The sequence below is a fragment of the Pseudomonas sp. G3-39 genome, assembly GCF_054790485.1.
In genome coordinates this window covers 4,271,525-4,288,270 of the sequence record NZ_CP186497.1, presented here as the reverse complement: position 1 = coordinate 4,288,270, position 16,746 = coordinate 4,271,525, and the positions used below count along the sequence as shown (strand labels likewise).

Here is a 16,746-nt window from a genome sequence, read left to right as displayed (position 1 = left end):
AAAAAAACCCGGGTTCTGGGGGGTGAATCCGGGTTAAGACCATTAGGAGTAAAACAAAGGCACGCGGTCCCTTGGTACCTTTACCGGCACGGCACTTGGGGGAGATGCCGCCCGACAGTTCAAGTATTGATCAGTCTGGCGTTCAGTCCAGTTAGCCGGTCGAGGTTTTTAAACAAATTTGGAATACGTGCGCTTCAGTTGAGTTCTCATTGCACCCCTGGCGTTCGCAAAATGAACAAGAAACGCAGATATGGTCGGATGATCCGTGCATTTTTGTGCAAGTTAGGCATAATACGCGGCTTCGAATTTTGACCCCTACAGACCTTTTCTTATGCACAAAGAACCTCGTAAGGTCCGTGAGTTTCGTCGCCGCGAGCAAGAAATTCTCGATACCGCGCTCAAGCTGTTCCTCGAACAAGGTGAAGACAGTGTCACCGTCGAGATGATTGCTGATGCCGTGGGTATCGGCAAAGGCACGATCTACAAGCATTTCAAATCCAAGGCCGAGATCTATCTGCGCCTGATGCTCGATTACGAGCGTGATTTGAACGAGCTGCTGCATTCGGCCGATGTCGACAAGGACAAGGAAGCGCTGTCCCGTGCCTACTTCGAATTCCGCATGCGCGACCCGCAGCGCTACCGCCTGTTCGACCGTCTCGAAGAGAAGGTGGTAAAAGGCAATCAGGTGCCGGAAATGGTCGAGGAGCTGCACAAGATCCGTGCCTCGAACTTCGAACGCCTGACCCTGCTCATCAAAGGCCGGATCAGCGAAGGCAAGCTCGAAGACGTGCCGCCATACTTCCACTACTGCGCGTCCTGGGCGCTGGTGCACGGCGCGGTGGCGCTGTATCACTCGCCGTTCTGGAGCAATGTGCTGGAAGATCAGGAAGGTTTCTTCCAGTTCCTGATGGACATCGGCGTGCGCATGGGCAACAAGCGCAAGCGCGACCCGGAAACACCGAGCAGCTGAATCATTCAGCGGCCTTATTGCGCCATGATTTCGCTACATGACGCAGTACCGCAGGAATATACTCAGGCATAGGGCTTGCTAAAACTTGATTTGTGAGTCAAGTTTTAGCGGCTCGAAATTCTATCGCCGGAGTGATCATGATCGTTGACCGTCAAGGCAGGCGTTTTCGCAATTTGCGCATCAGCCTGACTTCAGCCTGCAATTACGCCTGTACCTACTGCGTGCCCAACGGCAAGCGGCTGGTGGCTGCGCAGGATGAACTGTCGGCCGAGGCCATGGCCCGCGGCGTGGCTTATCTGATCGAAGCCGCCGGCATCGAGCGCTTGCGCATCACCGGTGGCGAGCCGCTGGTCAGCCCCAAACTCGAATCTTTCATGAGTGCCGTCGGCAAGATGGGCCTGGAAGACATCAGCCTGACCACCAACGGTCAACTCCTGGCGAAGAAGCTGCCGCTGCTGGTGGACGCCGGTCTGCGCCGGATCAACGTATCCCTCGATACCCTGGATGCCGGCGCGTTCCGCAGTATCGCCCGTGGCGGCGATCTGGCGACCGTGCTCGATGGCATGGACCAGGCGAAAGCGGCGGGACTGAAGATCAAGGTCAACATGGTGCCGTTGCGTGGGCAGAACCTGGATCAGGTGATGCCGCTGCTCGATTACTGCCTGGAACGGGGCTATGAGTTGCGTTTCATCGAGTTGATGCGCATGGGCCACCTCGCCACCGACTCCAACGCCTTCCTGCAACAGTTCGTCAGCCTGCAGCAACTGCTGAGCCTGATCGGCGAGCGCTACGAGTACGCCCAGGCAGATGCGCCGGTGGATGCCACGGCCGTGCGCTATGCGATACCGGGCCGCGGCCATTTCGGCGTGATCGCCAACGAAAGCGTGCCGTTCTGCAGAACCTGTTCGCGCTTGCGTCTGTCGTCGACCGGTTGGCTGCATGGCTGCCTGTCGTCGAGCAACCGCCACTATGTCGGTGATCTGCTCGACAAGCCTCGCCATCAGGCGTTGCCGGCGTTGCAGCGTCTGTTGGTCAAGGCGTTGGGCGACAAGCAGGAAGTGGCGTTCTCCGGTGGTGCGACCGTCATGAAGATTATCGGCGGCTGATCCCTCTTTTTCGCGAGCAGGCTCGCTCCCACTGGGTTTTGCGCAATCCTGTGGGAGCGAGTCTGCTCGCGAAAGCGATTCATCATTCGACGAAGATCCTGAGCTGGCGCAAAAGCTGCATCCAACGGCCATTCGCCGGTTTTCCGTCACCGGCTTTTGGAGGATGAGGATGCGTAGCCTGGTTTTGCTGCTGACCGTTTTGGCGCTCGGCGGCTGTATGACTGTCAGCGATATGGCCGAAGGCACTCGCTATCAGATGAGCGACGCGGGGCTGCTGGATCACAGCGACAGCCGTCGGGTGAACAACTTCCGCATTCAGCCGGATTCGTTCATCTACATCGCTCAGGGCGCATTTGCACCGCCGGGTGGCTCCTATCCGCGCCCGAACGTGGTGGCAGAAGAAGCGTTCAAGGGTTTTGTCGAATACTTCCCGATGGTCCGCCGCGCGCGTGCCCCTGAAGGCCTCGATCAGGCGATGGGCGAAGCCCGCGATGCCGGCGCGCACTACCTGCTGTACACCCGTTTCGCCAAGGCTGACGACCGTATCGGTAACTCTGACGAATGGCTCGATCAGGAGGCCGTGGATCGCCTCGGCATCGACGGCGGCGTGATTCAGATCATGTTGATCGAGACCAGCACCCAGTATTTGATTGATACTGCACGGATCAAAAGTCGTGGCGGTTTACTGACGTTCCACGACAACAAGCCTGAAGACCTGATCGGCCCGCCGCTGGCGCAATACGCGCGCAGCCTGCTGGGAGTCGGCGACCAATAAACCAAGGAGTACGCCATGAGTGGACCGCAAAAAGCCAATGACCTGTTGGGGCAGATCCCCAAAACCAAAGGCCTGCCGCCGGTGCACTTGTGGAACCCGGACTTCTGCGGTGACATCGGCATGCGCATCGCCCGCGACGGCACCTGGTATTACCTGGGCACGCCGATCGGGCGCAAGCCGATGGTCAAGCTGTTCTCCACCATCATCCGCCGCGACGGCGATGATTACTTCCTGATTACCCCGGTCGAAAAGGTCGGGATCAAGGTCGACGATGCGCCGTTTGTGGCGATTGCCGTGGAAGTCGAAGGCGAGGGCGAAGCGCAGGTCCTGCGTTTCACTACCAACGTTGAAGAGACTGCTGAGGCCGGGCCGGAACATCCGATCCGCGTCGAGATCGACCCGGCGACGCAGGAACCTGCGCCTTACGTGCACGTGCGCACCAACCTCGAAGCGTTGATTCACCGCAATGTGTTTTACCAACTGGTGGAACTGGCGGTCAGTCGTGAGATCGATGGGCAGCGCTGGTTGGGTGTGTGGAGCGGCGGCGAGTTCTTCCGGATCGGCCTCGAACCTTGATCACAATCCCCCTGTAGGAGTGAGCCTGCTCGCGATAGCGGTGTGTCAGTCACCATCAACATTGACTGTTCCACCGCTATCGCGAGCAGGCTCACTCCTACAGGGGTTCATGATTCAGCAGAAAATCCCGATTGACTGTTAATCATATGATCATTAGCGTGGACACCCATCGCCAACTGCTTTGAGGTGTCCATGTCCAGCAGCTTTCATGCATCAACGGTCGATTGGCTGGGCAGCTGGATTGCCGCTGGCCAGGTCAAACCGGGGCAGGCGATCAAGGTCGAGGCGGATCTGGGCGAGCAGTTGGGTGTCAGCCGCACGGTGATTCGCGAAGCGATCAAGACTCTGGTCGCCAAAGGCATGCTCGAAGTCGGGCCTAAGGTTGGCACTCGCGTGTTACCGGTACGGCGCTGGAACCTGTTCGATCCGCAAGTCGTCGGCTGGCTCTCACGCAACGGCCTGCCGGAAAACTTTGTTGATGACCTGCTCGACTTGCGCCGCACCATCGAACCGATGGCCGTGCGCTGGGCCTGCGAGCGCGCCAGCCTGGAGCAGATTCACGCGGTGCAACTGGCCTACAACGCGCTGGAACGGGCGGTCGACAGCGGCATTGATTACAACCGTGCCGACCAGTCCTTCCACGAATGCATTCTGGCGGCCAGCCACAACCAGTTCATCGAGCAAATGGTCCCGGCCCTCGGCGCCTTGCTCGCCGTGTCGTTTGAAGTCTCCGCTGCCGACCCCGATGAACTGCGTCGCACCTTGCCGATCCACAAAGACATGGCCGACGCCATTGCTGCCCGTGATTCAGCACGCGGGGTCTGGGCCTGCATGACCTTGATCGACAACGCCGACCTGGCGATCAAACGCTTTTACCCGCAGGTGATGGCCAACAAAAAAGCCAGTTGACAACACAAATTCCCCTGTAGGAGTGAGCCTGCTCGCGATAGCGGTGGGTCAGTCACAATCGTCGTCACCGACCCACCGCTATCGCGAGCAGGCTCACTCCTACAGTTAGAACAACAACATGAAGGATTCAATATGCCGTTGACCGCCGTAACCCAACACCGCGCCAGGCTCGGTGAAGGGCCATTCTGGGACGCCCCGACCCAGGCGCTGTACTGGGTCGATATCGCCGGCAAGCAGGCGCTGCGGCTGATCGGCAACAACGTGCAGATCTGGCAGATGCCCGAGCACGTTTCCGCGTTCATCCCCTGTGCCAGTGGCGACGCGTTGGTGACATTGAGCAGCGGCGTGTATCGACTGGATCTCGATTCCCCGGGCCTCGAACCACGCCTCACGCTGTTCTGCATCGCCGACCCGCAACCCGGCAATCGACCCAACGAAGCACGCTGCGACGCCCAAGGCCGACTGTGGCTCGGCACCATGCAGAACAACATCGGTGACAACGGCGAAGACCTGCCGATCGAGCGTCGTTCCGGCGGCTTGTTTCGCATTGATCCCGACCAGCGTGTCACGCCATTGCTGCTCGGTCTCGGCATTCCCAACACGCTGTTGTGGAGCGACGACGGCACCAGACTGCTGTTCGGCGACAGCCTCGACGGGGCGCTCAATCGCTATTTCATTCACACCGACGGTAATCTCGGCAACGCCGAAATCTGGTACGGCCCCGACCAGAACGGTGGCCCGGATGGTTCGGCAGTCGACGCCGAAGGGTATGTGTGGAACGCGCGTTGGGACGGCAGCTGCCTGTTGCGCCTGACGCCGGACGGCAAGGTCGACCGCAAAATCGATCTGCCTGTCAGCCGTCCAACCAGTTGCGTATTCGGCGGCGAAGACCTGAAAACCCTGTACATCACCAGCGCCCAGAGTCCGCATAACCATCCGCTGGATGGCGCAGTTCTGTCGATGCGGGTCGATGTGCCGGGCAAACTTTGCACGCGCTTTGCTGGCTAAATCCCAAAATATGGGATGCAAAATTATATATTGAGATTATTTGGCAGTCGGGTTTATAGTCGGCTCCAGCAGTAACACGCACTCACACTTAAAAAGAACAAAACAGGTGAAGTGATGCAGCGAACCTCTATCGCACTCCTCAGCGGAGTCAGCGTCTCGCAACGGACCGGCGTCGCTCGCCGCGCCTGCCTGTTTCGTTTTCACAGTTTTCCAGACCGGACATCGGCAGATGCCCGGTTTTTTTGTGCTGACGAACAGGAGTCCTGATCCATGGCTGAACCTCTTTCCTTGCCGCCGGTGCCCGCGCCGCCGAAGGGTGAGCGTCTGAAAAACAAGGTGGTGCTGCTGACCGGTGCCGCTCAAGGCATCGGCGAGGCGATCGTTGCCACGTTCGCCTCGCAGCAGGCCAGACTGGTGATCAGCGATATTCAGGCAGAGAAGGTCGAGAAGGTTGCCGCCCAGTGGCGCGACAAGGGCTACGACGTGCAGGCGATCAAGGCTGACGTCTCGCGCCAGCAGGACTTGCACGCCATGGCCAAACTGGCGGTTGAGCTGCACGGGCGCATCGACGTGCTGGTCAATTGCGCCGGGGTCAACGTGTTCCGCGACCCGCTGCAAATGACCGAAGAAGACTGGCGTCGTTGCTTCGCCATCGATCTGGACGGCGCCTGGTACGGTTGCAAAGCCGTGCTGCCGCAGATGATCGAGCAGGGTGTCGGCAGCATCATCAACATCGCCTCGACCCATTCCAGCCACATCATTCCCGGCTGTTTCCCGTACCCGGTAGCCAAGCACGGCCTGCTTGGGCTGACCCGGGCGCTGGGCATCGAATATGCGGCGAAGGGCGTTCGGGTCAACGCCATCGCCCCGGGGTACATCGAGACGCAACTCAACGTCGATTACTGGAACGGTTTTGCCGATCCGCACGCCGAGCGTCAGCGAGCATTCGATCTGCACCCGCCGAAACGCATCGGCCAGCCGCTCGAAGTGGCGATGACCGCCGTGTTTCTGGCCAGTGATGAAGCGCCGTTCATCAACGCCTCGTGCATCACCATCGATGGTGGGCGCTCGGTGATGTACCACGACTGAGTGGATAGTGTTTCAGGCGGTGAACTCCGCGTGAAATCCAATCATCATACGATATGACTATTTTTGTCCTACATTGCAAAACCAGGCTTTAACGCTTTTCAAATAACGCTCAAAAAAAATAACAAGGAGTCAGCTTATGAAACGTCGTTTCGGGATTCGTACCCTGTGCAGTGCCGCCCTGGCGGTCACCGCGTTCAGTCTGAGCAGTACGCTGCTCGCTGCCGATGCCGTGAAAATCGGTTTCCTGGTCAAACAGGCTGAAGAGCCATGGTTCCAGACCGAGTGGGCTTTTGCTGAAAAAGCCGCCAAGGATAAAGGCTTCGAACTGATCAAGATCGCCGTGCCGGACGGCGAGAAAACCCTCTCGGCCATCGACAGCCTCGCGGCCAACGGTGCCAAGGGCTTCGTGATCTGCCCGCCGGATGTCTCGCTCGGCCCGGCGATCATGGCCAAAGCCAAACTCAATGACCTGAAAGTGATTGCCGTGGACGATCGTTTCGTCGACGCCAGCGGCAAGTTCATGGAGGACGTGCCGTACCTCGGCATGGCCGCGTTCGAAGTCGGCCAGAAGCAGGGCAACGCGATGGTCGCCGAGGCGAAGAAACGCAACTGGGACTGGAAAGACACCTACGCGGTGGTCAACACCTACAACGAACTCGACACCGGCAAGAAGCGCACCGACGGTTCGATGAAGGCGCTCGAAGACGCCGGCCTGCCGAAAGACCACATCCTGACCGCCGCGCTGAAAACCCTCGACGTGCCGGGCAGCATGGACGCCACCAACTCGGCGCTGGTCAAGCTGCCCAGTGCGGCGAAGAACCTGATCATCGGCGGCATGAACGACAACACCGTACTCGGCGGCGTCCGCGCCACCGAAGCCGCCGGGTTCGCTGCGGCCAATGTGATTGGCATCGGCATCAACGGCACCGACGCCATCGGCGAGCTGAAAAAGCCCAACAGCGGTTTCTTCGGCTCGATGCTGCCTAGCCCGCACATCGAAGGCTACAAGACTGCCGAGATGATGTACGAGTGGGTCACCACCGGCAAAGAACCGCCGAAGTACACAGCGATGGACGACGTCACCCTGATCACCCGTGAGAACTTCAAGCAAGAGCTGGAAAAAATCGGCCTGTGGAATTGATGGCTGCTCGATCGGTGTGAAGAGGTGACTCAGATGCACGCGCAAGTACAGACACACTCAAGCAGCGCCGGCGGCAGCCTGCGCTTCAACGGGATCGGCAAGACCTTCCCCGGGGTCAAGGCGCTGGACGCCATCAGCTTCGTCGCCCATCCAGGGCAGGTGCACGCCTTGATGGGCGAGAACGGCGCCGGCAAATCGACCCTGCTGAAAATCCTCGGTGGCGCCTACATTCCGAGCAGCGGCGAGTTGCAGATCGGCGAGCAGACCATGGCGTTCAAGTCGACCGCCGACAGCATCGGCAGCGGCGTCGCGGTGATTCACCAGGAGCTGCATCTGGTGCCGGAAATGAGCGTGGCCGAGAACCTGTTTCTCGGTCATCTGCCGGCCAGTTTCGGCCTGATCAATCGTGGCGTCCTGCGCCAGAATGCCTTGGCCTGCCTCAAGGGCCTGGCCGATGAAATCGATCCGCAGACCAAGGTCGGGCGCCTGTCGCTCGGTCAGCGGCAACTGGTGGAAATCGCCAAGGCGCTGTCCCGTGGCGCGCATGTGATCGCCTTCGATGAGCCGACCAGCAGTCTCTCGGCGCGCGAAATCGACCGTTTGATGGCGATCATCAGTCGCCTGCGGGACGAAGGCAAAGTGGTGCTCTACGTCTCGCATCGCATGGAAGAAGTGTTCCGCATTTGCGACGCGGTGACGGTGTTCAAGGACGGCCGTTACGTGCGCACCTTCGATGACATGAGCCAGTTGACCCACGATCAACTGGTGACCTGCATGGTCGGCCGCGACATTCAGGACATCTACGATTACCGCAGCCGTCCACGCGGCGCGGTGGCATTGAAGGTCGACGGTCTGCTTGGCCCGGGGCTGCGTGAGCCGGTGAGTTTCGAGGCGCACAAGGGCGAGATTCTCGGGCTGTTCGGCCTGGTCGGGGCCGGGCGCACCGAGCTGTTCCGCTTGCTCAGCGGGCTTGAACGCAACACCGCCGGACGCCTCGAACTGCGGGGGCATGAATTGAAATTGCGCTCACCGCGCGATGCGATTGCCGCCGGGATCCTGCTGTGCCCCGAGGACCGGAAAAAAGAGGGGATCATCCCGCTGGCCAGCGTTGCCGAGAACATTAACATCAGCGCGCGCGGCGCCAATGCCAGCCTCGGCTGCCTGCTGCGCGGGCTGTGGGAGAAGGGCAACGCCGACAAGCAGATCAAGGCGCTGAAAGTCAAAACCCCGCACGCCGGTCAGCAGATCAAATTCCTGTCCGGCGGCAATCAGCAGAAGGCGATTCTCGGTCGCTGGCTGTCGATGCCGATGAAGGTCCTGCTGCTCGATGAGCCGACTCGCGGCATCGACATCGGCGCCAAGGCCGAGATCTACCAGATCATCCATAACCTGGCCGCCGACGGTATTTCGGTGATCGTGGTGTCCAGCGACCTCATGGAGGTGATGGGCATTTCCGACCGCATTCTGGTGCTCTGCGAAGGCGCGCTGCGCGGCGAAGTCAGCCGCGACCAGGCCAATGAATCCAACCTGCTGCAACTGGCTTTGCCGCGCCATCGCGCTGACGGCGTGGCGAACTGAGAGGTGACTATGATGACCATCCAAAACAAGGCGCTGCCGACTCCCCGCAAACCGCTGGACCTGCGGCGCTTCCTCGACGACTGGGTCATGCTGCTGGCGGCGATCGGTATCTTCGTCGCCTGCACGCTGCTGATCGATAACTTCCTCTCGCCGCTGAACATGCGCGGGCTGGGTCTGGCGATTTCCACTACCGGCATCGCCGCGTGCACCATGCTCTACTGTCTGGCGTCGGGGCACTTCGACTTGTCGGTGGGCTCGGTGATCGCCTGCGCGGGGGTCGTTGCTGCGGTGGTGATGCGCGACACCAACAGCGTGTTCCTCGGCGTCAGCGCGGCGCTGGTGATGGGCCTGATAGTCGGGCTGATCAACGGCATCGTGATCGCCAAGTTGCGGGTCAACGCGTTGATCACCACGCTGGCGACCATGCAGATCGTTCGCGGCCTGGCGTACATTTTTGCCAACGGCAAAGCGGTGGGCGTGTCGCAGGAATCGTTCTTCGTCTTCGGCAACGGTCAGTTGTTCGGCGTGCCGGTGCCGATCCTGATCACCATCGTCTGCTTCCTGTTCTTCGGCTGGCTGCTGAACTACACCACCTACGGGCGCAACACCATGGCCATCGGTGGCAACCAGGAGGCGGCGTTGCTCGCCGGGGTGAACGTTGACCGGACCAAGATCATCATCTTCGCCGTGCACGGCGTGATCGGTGCGCTGGCCGGGGTGATTCTCGCTTCGCGCATGACCTCCGGGCAGCCGATGATCGGCCAGGGTTTCGAGCTGACGGTGATTTCGGCGTGTGTGCTCGGCGGCGTGTCGCTGAGCGGCGGGATCGGCATGATCCGCCACGTGATTGCCGGGGTGCTGATTCTGGCGATCATCGAGAACGCGATGAACCTGAAGAACATTGATACGTTTTATCAGTATGTGATTCGTGGTTCGATTCTGTTGCTGGCCGTCGTCATCGATCGCCTCAAACAACGGTAATCTTCAATCCCCCTGTGGGAGCGGGCTTGCTCGCGAATGCGGTGTGTCAGTCAATATTTTCGGCGTCTGACACAGCGCTTTCGCGAGCAAGCCCGCTCCCACAGGGGACCGCGCCGCGCCAGACCTTCCGTCATCTCTCCTAAAAATTCCTTGCTCGCCCGCGCCCGTTTCGGTTATCACTTTGTACATGATTAGACAGGTACGATTTGACAAGAAACAACGGGTGGTCGACGAACTCGTCCGGCGCATTGAAAGCGGCCTCATGGAGGACGGCTTTCTGTTGCCCGGCGAGCATCAGTTGGCTCAGGAATTCAACGTCAGCCGTGGCACGTTGCGCGAAGCGCTGGCCGAACTGAAGCGGCGCAATTACATCGCCACGCAAAGCGGGGTCGGCTCCATTGTCACGTTCGACGGTGTAGCGCTCGATCAGCGCAGCGGCTGGGCGCAGGCGTTGGCCGACAGCGGGGCGCTGATCAACACCGAAGTGCTGCGCCTGGAAGCGGTGACGCGGCCTGATCTGCTTTCGCGCTTCGGCACCGACCAATTCATCACCCTCGATCGCCGTCGTCGTTCCAACGACGGCACGCTGGTGTCCCTTGAACGTTCTTTGATGCCGGCCACCGGCGGCCTGGAAAGCCTGCCGCGGGTCGGTCTGATCGACAACTCGCTGACCATCACCCTCGCTGCCTACGGCTACATCGGCGAGCGCGGCGATCAGTGGATCGGCGCCGAACCACTCAATGCCGAAGACGCCGAACTGCTCGGGCGCCCGGTCGGCACCGTGTTCCTCAAGGCCCTGCGTACCACCTACGACCGGCAGAACCGTTTCATGGAGCAGGTCGAAAGCCTGCTCGACCCGGTGCATTTCCGCCTGCACCTGCAATTTGGAGAATCGAAATGACCGCGCTCAACCGTGCCCTCGGTGCGTTTTATGGCCTGGCCCTCGGTGATGCGCTGGGCATGCCGACGCAATCGTTGAACCGCGAAACGATCAAGACCCGCTTTGGCCGGATCACTGATCTGCAGGACGCCGGTCCTCTGCAACCGATTGCCGCCAACATGCCCAAAGGCTCGATCACAGACGACACCGAACAGGCGATTCTGGTCGGTGAGTTGCTGGTCGAAGGCAAGGGCCGCATCGAACCGGCAGTCCTCGCTCAACGGCTGATCGAGTGGGAAGCCGAGATGCAGGCCAAGGGTTCGCAGGACCTGCTCGGCCCGTCGACCAAACGCGCCATTGAAATGATCCTCGCCGGTCACTCGCCAGAGGAGGCCGGACGCTATGGCACTACCAATGGTGCGGCGATGCGCATCACTCCGGTGGGCATCGCCGCCAACGTCACCGATCCCGAACGTTTCATCGCGGCCGTGGTGCAGGCCTGTCAGGTTACCCACAACACCACGCTGGGGATTTCCAGTGCGGCGGCGGTGGCGGCGGTGGTTTCGGCCGGGATCAATGGCATGGATCTGGGCGAGGCGCTGAACCTCGGTCAGCAGATCGCGCAACAGGCCGAGGCACATGGTCACTGGGTGGCCGGTGGGCGTATTGCTTCGCGCATCAGTTGGGCGCGAACCATCAGCGTCGACAGCGACAAGGCGCTGCTGGCGGATCTGCTGTACGACGTGATCGGCACTTCGGTGGCCTCGCAGGAATCGGTCGTGGTGTCTTTCGCCCTGGCGCAGCAAGTGGCGGTCGGCGAAATGAGCGCGTTCGAAGCGTTGTGCATGGCCGCCAGCCTTGGCGGCGACACTGACACCATCGCGGCGATTCTTGGCGCCATGCTCGGGGCCTGCCTGGGCCTTGAGAGTTGGCCTGCCGAGATGATCGAGACGGTGAAGGCTGTCAATCATCTGGAGCTTGAGCCGTTGGTGCAGGGGCTGTTGGCCTTGCGTTGATCGGGCGGACGCCTTCGCGAGCAGGCTCGCTCCCACATTGGATCTGTGGCGTTCACATAACCCATGTGGGAGCGAGCCTGCTCGCGAAGGCCGCACTGCAAATCTTGAATATTCACCCGCAATGGATCGCACAGACAGGCCGAGGATGGCCGGGATGTCTTGTCGTTTTGCGTCATTGCCACAACCACAATAAAGGCAAACAGGAGCACTGTTCATGAGTTCAACAAACGCCGGGCAAAGCGCCGGGCAACTGGAAACCCGCGGCATTGAGCCGGTGCCGGAAGCCGAGTGCAACGGTCATCCGCTGCAACTGTTCTGGGTCTGGTTCGCCGCCAACATTTCCATTCTCGGCCTGCCATTGGGCGCCACGCTGGTGGCGTTTCGCGGGCTGGCGATCTGGCAGGCGATCATCGTTGCCATCGTCGGCGCCGCCGGTTCATTCGCCGTGGTCGGGATCATCTCGATTGCCGGCCGCCGTGGCCGCGCGCCGAGTCTGACCCTGTCGCGGGCGATCTTCGGCGTGCGTGGCAATATCGGCCCGACGCTGGTCTCGCTGATGTCGCGTCTGGGCTGGGAAACGGTCAACACCACCACCGCGGCGTTCGTGCTGCTATCGCTGTGTTCGATCCTGTTCGGCTCGTCGGTTGAAGCGAAAAGTGCGCCAGTGCTGACGCTGATCTTCATCGCCATTTTCGTCCTGCTGACTCTGTCGGTTTCCGGCCTCGGTCACGCCACCTTGCTGGTGATCCAGAAGTGGGCGACCTACGTGTTCGGCGCGCTGAACATTCTGGTCGGCGGCTTCCTCTGCGCGACCATCGACTGGAGCGCGGTGTTCAACGCCACGCCGGCCCCGCTGAGCGCAATGATCATCGGCATCGGCACCATGGCTGCCGGTACCGGGATCGGCTGGGCCAACGCCGGTGCGGACATGTCGCGCTATCAGCACCGCAGCGTCAAGGCTGTACGGCTGGTCGCTTCGGCGGCGTTCGGTGCGGGGATTCCGCTGGTTCTGCTGATCACCCTCGGCGGCCTGCTGTCGGTAGGCAACAACGATCTCGCCTCGGCGACTGACCCGATCGTGGCCATCCGCGACATGCTGCCGACCTGGATGGCCGTGCCGTACCTGATCACCGCGTTCGGTGGCTTGCTGCTGTCGAACAACCTCTCGGTGTACTCCGCCGGTCTGACCACGCTGACCCTCGGTCTGAAGGTCAAACGCGTGTACGCGGTGGTGGTCGACATCGTGGCGATCTTCGCCGGCTCGATCTACTTCATGCTGATCGCCGACAGCTTCTACGGCCCGTTCATCACCTTCATTTCCCTGCTGGCGGTGCCGATCACCGCGTGGGTCGGGATCTTCGTGGTCGATCTGATTCACCGTCACTACTACAGCCCCAAAGACCTGCTCGACGTCAGCCCGAGCAGCGCCTATTGGTATCGCGGCGGCATCGAGTGGCGCGCGTTCGGCGCGTGGGCGATTGCCATCGTGCTCGGCTTCAGCTTCACCACCATCGGCACCACCGCCGAGAACGTCTGGTTCAAGGGCTTTTTGTCCGACTCGTGGCTGGGCCACAACGGCCTCGGCTGGATCGTGACCTTCGTGGTGGCCGGTGGCATTTACTTCGTCCTTGGCGGGGCGAAAGATCGCCGTGCCGCGCAAGTCGAGAATGCTCATGCCTAAGATGTTGCACACCGGCCAGGTCATCATCGACCTGGTCATGGCCGTGGATCAGCTGCCGCAAATCGGCGGCGATGTGCTGGCGCAGTCTGCCGCTTTCGAGGCTGGCGGCGGCTTCAACGTGATGGCCGCAGCCGTGCGCAACGGTTTGCCGGTGGTCTATCTCGGTCGCCACGGCACTGGGCGTTTTGGTGATCTGGCGCGTCAGGCGATGAAGGATGAAGGCATTCACATCGGCATCCAGATGCCTGCACAACGCGATACCGGGATATGCGTGGCGCTGACAGATGCGTCGGCCGAGCGCAGTTTCATTTCCTACATCGGCGCTGAAGGTGAGGTGACCGGAGAGGACTTGAACAGCGTGGCGGCCGAGGCGGGCGACTACGTTTATGTAAGCGGTTACAGCCTGCTGCACGCAGGCAAGGCGCAGGCGCTGCTGGACTGGACGCTGGCGCTGCCGGAGGTGATCAACGTGGTGTTCGATCCGGGGCCGTTGGTGGAGTCGCCGGACTCGGCGCTGATGCAGGCGCTGCTGCCGCGCATCGATGTGTGGACCAGCAACAGCGTCGAGGCGTTGCGCTTTACCGGGGCTGCAGACATTGCTCAAGCGCTGGATCGGCTGGCGGATCATCTGCCCAAGGATGTGCTGATGGTGGTGCGCGATGGACCACAGGGTTGCTGGATTCAGCAGCGTGGCGAGCGACGGCATGTACCGGGGTTTGCGGTAAAAGCCGTGGACAGCAACGGGGCGGGTGATGCCCATGCCGGGGTGTTCGTCGCCGGGTTGGCGCAGGGTTTGCCCGCCCATGAGGCGGCGCGGCGGGCGAATGCGGCGGCGGCTTTGGCAGTGACGCGATGGGGGCCGGCAACAGCGCCGGGCGCGGCTGAAGTGGATGGGTTTATCCGCGAGTCCTGCGGCGACTGATCAACCGCCTTCGCGAGCAAGCCCGCTCCCACAGGGGGGATTTGCGTCTTTCACAACTCCAATGTGGGAGCGGGCTTGCTCGCGAAGAGGCCATACGGCTCAGCACAAAATATGGATCAGCCGGCCTTGCGCAACGCCGCAATCAGCTCATCCTTGCGCATCGAAGAACGCCCGGCAATGTTCTTCGCCCGCGCCTCTTTGCGCAGACTGTCGACAGTCTGCGTCTCGCGCGACGCCTTGCTGTCGCGCGCATGTCCCCCGCGACTGGCCACTGCGCGTCGTGACGACTCCTTGCGGTCTTCGGACTTGGCACTCGCCGGTTTCTTGCGTCCGGAACCGCCAGCCTTTTCGCCGCCGCCCGACTGTTTGTTGACCGTCGCCCAGGCCCGCGCTTCGGCTGCATCCTTCGACAAGCCTTTTTTCTCATAGCTGTCTTCGATGTGTTCGGCCTTGCGCTTCTGTTCGGCGGTGTATTTGTCTTTGCTTCCACGAGGCATGGGATTTCTCCTCTTTTGTGCAGATTCGGCCGCTCGCCGCACCGGCAGCGAGCGGCCTGAGGTCTACTGCAGATCCAGCTTGCGCGCCGCTTCGACGCCAGCCGCACTGAGCTTGATCGGCAGATTCAACGAGTGTTCGCCGGCCTCGTTGCAAGTCACATGACCATGGTGGATCAAACCGCGATCCTGCAGGGAGGCGAGGGCGCTGGCCACCACTTTCTCGCCGCGATAATTGTCCAGCACCTCTTTGCCCAGTCCGCTTGGATGAGCATGCAGCAGGCGGGTGAGGACTTCTTTTTCCAGGTTTTTATCGACGTTCATGGTTACCTCTTCATGGATGTGAATAGGACGCTCGCGTCGGCGAACTACTGGCTGCCGCCCTCGGAGCCCGAGCCACCGGTGGTGGTTTTCGAGCCGATGCCGGGGCCGGCGTTATCGGGTGTGGCGGGGGAGTCAGGGGTGTTCATGCCACCCTGGCGACCGGGGTCACTGCCTTGGGTGCGTGGGTCGGTGCCAGTGGCAGGTGGCTGGTTGATCAAGGGTACGCCGGAGCCATCGGTGTTCATGCCGGGGGCACTGTTGATGGCGGGCGCGCGTGGCGGTGGAACCGGGTCGGTGGGGCCTGTGCCCGCTGCGGTGGTGGAGGCGGCGAACACCGCAGGACTCAGCAGGGCGGCGAAAACGAGGGCAGTCAACCTTGACGGGATCATAGGGCTTCTCCAGTGATTGGAATCCTTACCTGTATTTGGTCTGCCCTCGAATCGGATTGGTGCCTGATGAACGACGAACGGTCGAGACACAGGATTATCAGTCGAGGCCGATTTCTTCCTTGAACTGCTCCATGAAACCCTTCAGGCGTTGATGGCGGATCTGCGCCAGACGCTGACCGGCGCCAGTCTGGAAACCGTCGGCGAGGTGCAGCAGCTTGGTCTGGAAGTGGTCGAGGCAGAAGCGTGTGTCGTCGTAGTCGCGCTCCTTGGCTTCAGGGTCGAGCGGGTCATACAGCGCACTGCCCATGCGCCCGGCGACGTAGAAGGTGCGGGCAACGCCGAGCATGCCCAGCGAGTCGAGCCGGTCGGCGTCCTGAACGAGTTTCGCTTCGAGGGTCAGCGGGGTGATGTTGGCGGAAAAACTGTGGGCTTCGATGGCGTGGGTGACGCCGCTGATTTTGCTTTCGGGCCAGTCCAGATCGGCCAGCACGCTGGCGGCTTTTTCTGCGGCGAGACGCGAAGCCTGCGAGCGCAGCGGCGAGTTTTTTTCCACGGACACGCAATCGTGCAGCAGCACGGCAGCGAGCAACACCTCCAGGTCGCCACCTTCCTCGGCCTGCAAGGTGCGCGCGTTGTGCCAGACCCGTTGCAGGTGCGCGAGGTCGTGGGCACCGTCGTCGCCGGGTTCGAGGGCGTGGGGCAGCAGTGCTGCTGCAAGCGCCTCCACGGGCATAAAAATCTCAGTGTTCATGAGCATCCTTTCAGACTGGCGAAGTTCCTGTGGGAGCGGGCTTGCTCGCGAAGGCGTCAATCCAGTCACCATCATTGTTGTTTGTCAGAGCGCTTTCGCGAGCAAGCCCGCACACACATTGCAATATCGGCGCAGGATATTCTCTGTGTTGCCATG

General features: G+C 61.1%; 18 protein-coding genes. 14 read left to right on the top strand and 4 right to left on the bottom strand.

Annotated elements, in window-relative coordinates:
• Nucleotides 1–331 precede the first annotated feature (331 nt).
• The 14 genes from ACOYXG_RS19160 (at nt 332) to ACOYXG_RS19095 (ending at nt 14,632) form a co-directional block, all read left to right on the top strand.
• Entirely contained in the window at nt 332–970 is a 639-nt protein-coding gene (locus ACOYXG_RS19160; RefSeq protein ID WP_007950805.1) for a TetR/AcrR family transcriptional regulator, read from the top strand.
• Nucleotides 971–1,107: 137 nt separating this feature from the next.
• A complete protein-coding gene (locus ACOYXG_RS19155; RefSeq protein ID WP_098965014.1) occupies nt 1,108–2,076 on the top strand; it encodes a GTP 3',8-cyclase MoaA in 969 nt (322 codons plus the stop codon).
• Between the two features lie 169 nt (nt 2,077–2,245).
• Nucleotides 2,246–2,851 carry a DUF4823 domain-containing protein gene (locus ACOYXG_RS19150; protein WP_460353408.1) on the top strand — a complete coding sequence of 202 codons (606 nt, stop codon included), beginning with the start codon at nt 2,246–2,248 and terminating at the stop codon, nt 2,849–2,851.
• A 15-nt stretch (nt 2,852–2,866) separates the two neighbouring features.
• Nucleotides 2,867–3,427, top strand: a complete 561-nt coding sequence (locus ACOYXG_RS19145; RefSeq protein ID WP_460353405.1) for a DUF1285 domain-containing protein — start codon at nt 2,867–2,869, stop codon at nt 3,425–3,427.
• 192 nt (nt 3,428–3,619) lie between these two features.
• Complete coding sequence (locus ACOYXG_RS19140) at nt 3,620–4,336, top strand: FadR/GntR family transcriptional regulator (RefSeq protein ID WP_027612366.1); 717 nt, start codon at nt 3,620–3,622, stop codon at nt 4,334–4,336.
• Between the two features lie 132 nt (nt 4,337–4,468).
• Entirely contained in the window at nt 4,469–5,344 is an 876-nt protein-coding gene (locus ACOYXG_RS19135) for an SMP-30/gluconolactonase/LRE family protein (RefSeq protein WP_460353402.1), read from the top strand.
• A 270-nt stretch (nt 5,345–5,614) separates the two neighbouring features.
• Nucleotides 5,615–6,433 (top strand): SDR family oxidoreductase, encoded by an 819-nt coding sequence (locus ACOYXG_RS19130; protein WP_096794887.1) that lies wholly within the window; start codon nt 5,615–5,617, stop codon nt 6,431–6,433.
• Nucleotides 6,434–6,569: 136 nt separating this feature from the next.
• Nucleotides 6,570–7,574 (top strand): substrate-binding domain-containing protein, encoded by a 1,005-nt coding sequence (locus ACOYXG_RS19125; protein WP_047295641.1) that lies wholly within the window; start codon nt 6,570–6,572, stop codon nt 7,572–7,574.
• Nucleotides 7,575–7,607: 33 nt separating this feature from the next.
• A complete protein-coding gene (araG, locus tag ACOYXG_RS19120; RefSeq protein WP_027612370.1) occupies nt 7,608–9,152 on the top strand; it encodes an L-arabinose ABC transporter ATP-binding protein AraG in 1,545 nt (514 codons plus the stop codon).
• Between the two features lie 12 nt (nt 9,153–9,164).
• The gene (gene araH, locus ACOYXG_RS19115) at nt 9,165–10,133 is read left to right on the top strand and encodes an L-arabinose ABC transporter permease AraH (RefSeq protein ID WP_027612371.1); all 969 of its coding nucleotides are present in this window, start codon (nt 9,165–9,167) and stop codon (nt 10,131–10,133) included.
• Between the two features lie 187 nt (nt 10,134–10,320).
• The gene (locus ACOYXG_RS19110) at nt 10,321–11,034 is read left to right on the top strand and encodes a GntR family transcriptional regulator (RefSeq protein WP_027612372.1); all 714 of its coding nucleotides are present in this window, start codon (nt 10,321–10,323) and stop codon (nt 11,032–11,034) included.
• Complete coding sequence (locus ACOYXG_RS19105) at nt 11,031–12,029, top strand: ADP-ribosylglycohydrolase family protein (protein ID WP_115989161.1); 999 nt, start codon at nt 11,031–11,033, stop codon at nt 12,027–12,029. Before ACOYXG_RS19110 ends, ACOYXG_RS19105 begins: the two co-directional genes overlap by 4 nt.
• 214 nt (nt 12,030–12,243) lie before the next feature.
• Nucleotides 12,244–13,710, top strand: coding sequence for a purine-cytosine permease family protein (locus tag ACOYXG_RS19100; RefSeq protein ID WP_460353397.1), 1,467 nt, complete (start codon nt 12,244–12,246; stop codon nt 13,708–13,710).
• A complete protein-coding gene (locus ACOYXG_RS19095; protein ID WP_460353394.1) occupies nt 13,703–14,632 on the top strand; it encodes a PfkB family carbohydrate kinase in 930 nt (309 codons plus the stop codon). The genes ACOYXG_RS19100 and ACOYXG_RS19095 overlap by 8 nt, the downstream gene beginning before the upstream one ends.
• 116 nt (nt 14,633–14,748) lie before the next feature.
• On the opposite strand, the gene ACOYXG_RS19090 is transcribed toward ACOYXG_RS19095, so the two are convergent.
• The 4 genes from ACOYXG_RS19090 to ACOYXG_RS19075 all read right to left on the bottom strand — a co-directional run bounded on the left by ACOYXG_RS19090 (nt 14,749) and on the right by ACOYXG_RS19075 (nt 16,590).
• On the bottom strand, nt 14,749–15,129 hold the full coding sequence (locus ACOYXG_RS19090) for a Rho termination factor N-terminal domain-containing protein (protein ID WP_460353391.1): 381 nt from the start codon (nt 15,127–15,129) through the stop codon (nt 14,749–14,751).
• A 63-nt stretch (nt 15,130–15,192) separates the two neighbouring features.
• The gene (locus ACOYXG_RS19085; RefSeq protein ID WP_096794892.1) at nt 15,193–15,450 is read right to left on the bottom strand and encodes a hypothetical protein; all 258 of its coding nucleotides are present in this window, start codon (nt 15,448–15,450) and stop codon (nt 15,193–15,195) included.
• Between the two features lie 44 nt (nt 15,451–15,494).
• Nucleotides 15,495–15,839: a hypothetical protein gene (locus ACOYXG_RS19080; protein ID WP_027612378.1), complete on the bottom strand. Its 345-nt coding sequence runs from the start codon at nt 15,837–15,839 to the stop codon at nt 15,495–15,497.
• A gap of 97 nt (nt 15,840–15,936) precedes the next feature.
• Nucleotides 15,937–16,590, bottom strand: coding sequence for an HD domain-containing protein (locus ACOYXG_RS19075; RefSeq protein ID WP_115989165.1), 654 nt, complete (start codon nt 16,588–16,590; stop codon nt 15,937–15,939).
• Nucleotides 16,591–16,746 lie beyond the last annotated feature (156 nt).

Excerpts from the sequence above, each read along its gene's own strand:
- ACOYXG_RS19160 (WP_007950805.1), top strand. The coding sequence starts at position 332 with ATGCACAAAGAACCTCGTAAGGTCCGTGAGTTTCGTCGCCGCGAGCAA.
- ACOYXG_RS19145 (WP_460353405.1), top strand. The coding sequence starts at position 2,867 with ATGAGTGGACCGCAAAAAGCCAATGACCTGTTGGGGCAGATCCCCAAA.
- ACOYXG_RS19095 (WP_460353394.1), top strand. The coding sequence starts at position 13,703 with ATGCCTAAGATGTTGCACACCGGCCAGGTCATCATCGACCTGGTCATG.
- ACOYXG_RS19155 (WP_098965014.1), top strand. The coding sequence starts at position 1,108 with ATGATCGTTGACCGTCAAGGCAGGCGTTTTCGCAATTTGCGCATCAGC.
- ACOYXG_RS19125 (WP_047295641.1), top strand. The coding sequence starts at position 6,570 with ATGAAACGTCGTTTCGGGATTCGTACCCTGTGCAGTGCCGCCCTGGCG.
- ACOYXG_RS19110 (WP_027612372.1), top strand. The coding sequence starts at position 10,321 with ATGATTAGACAGGTACGATTTGACAAGAAACAACGGGTGGTCGACGAA.
- araH (WP_027612371.1), top strand. The coding sequence starts at position 9,165 with ATGACCATCCAAAACAAGGCGCTGCCGACTCCCCGCAAACCGCTGGAC.
- ACOYXG_RS19140 (WP_027612366.1), top strand. The coding sequence starts at position 3,620 with ATGTCCAGCAGCTTTCATGCATCAACGGTCGATTGGCTGGGCAGCTGG.
- ACOYXG_RS19130 (WP_096794887.1), top strand. The coding sequence starts at position 5,615 with ATGGCTGAACCTCTTTCCTTGCCGCCGGTGCCCGCGCCGCCGAAGGGT.
- ACOYXG_RS19075 (WP_115989165.1), bottom strand. The coding sequence starts at position 16,590 with ATGAACACTGAGATTTTTATGCCCGTGGAGGCGCTTGCAGCAGCACTG.
- araG (WP_027612370.1), top strand. The coding sequence starts at position 7,608 with ATGCACGCGCAAGTACAGACACACTCAAGCAGCGCCGGCGGCAGCCTG.
- ACOYXG_RS19085 (WP_096794892.1), bottom strand. The coding sequence starts at position 15,450 with ATGAACGTCGATAAAAACCTGGAAAAAGAAGTCCTCACCCGCCTGCTG.
- ACOYXG_RS19080 (WP_027612378.1), bottom strand. The coding sequence starts at position 15,839 with ATGATCCCGTCAAGGTTGACTGCCCTCGTTTTCGCCGCCCTGCTGAGT.
- ACOYXG_RS19090 (WP_460353391.1), bottom strand. The coding sequence starts at position 15,129 with ATGCCTCGTGGAAGCAAAGACAAATACACCGCCGAACAGAAGCGCAAG.
- ACOYXG_RS19100 (WP_460353397.1), top strand. The coding sequence starts at position 12,244 with ATGAGTTCAACAAACGCCGGGCAAAGCGCCGGGCAACTGGAAACCCGC.
- ACOYXG_RS19105 (WP_115989161.1), top strand. The coding sequence starts at position 11,031 with ATGACCGCGCTCAACCGTGCCCTCGGTGCGTTTTATGGCCTGGCCCTC.
- ACOYXG_RS19135 (WP_460353402.1), top strand. The coding sequence starts at position 4,469 with ATGCCGTTGACCGCCGTAACCCAACACCGCGCCAGGCTCGGTGAAGGG.
- ACOYXG_RS19150 (WP_460353408.1), top strand. The coding sequence starts at position 2,246 with ATGCGTAGCCTGGTTTTGCTGCTGACCGTTTTGGCGCTCGGCGGCTGT.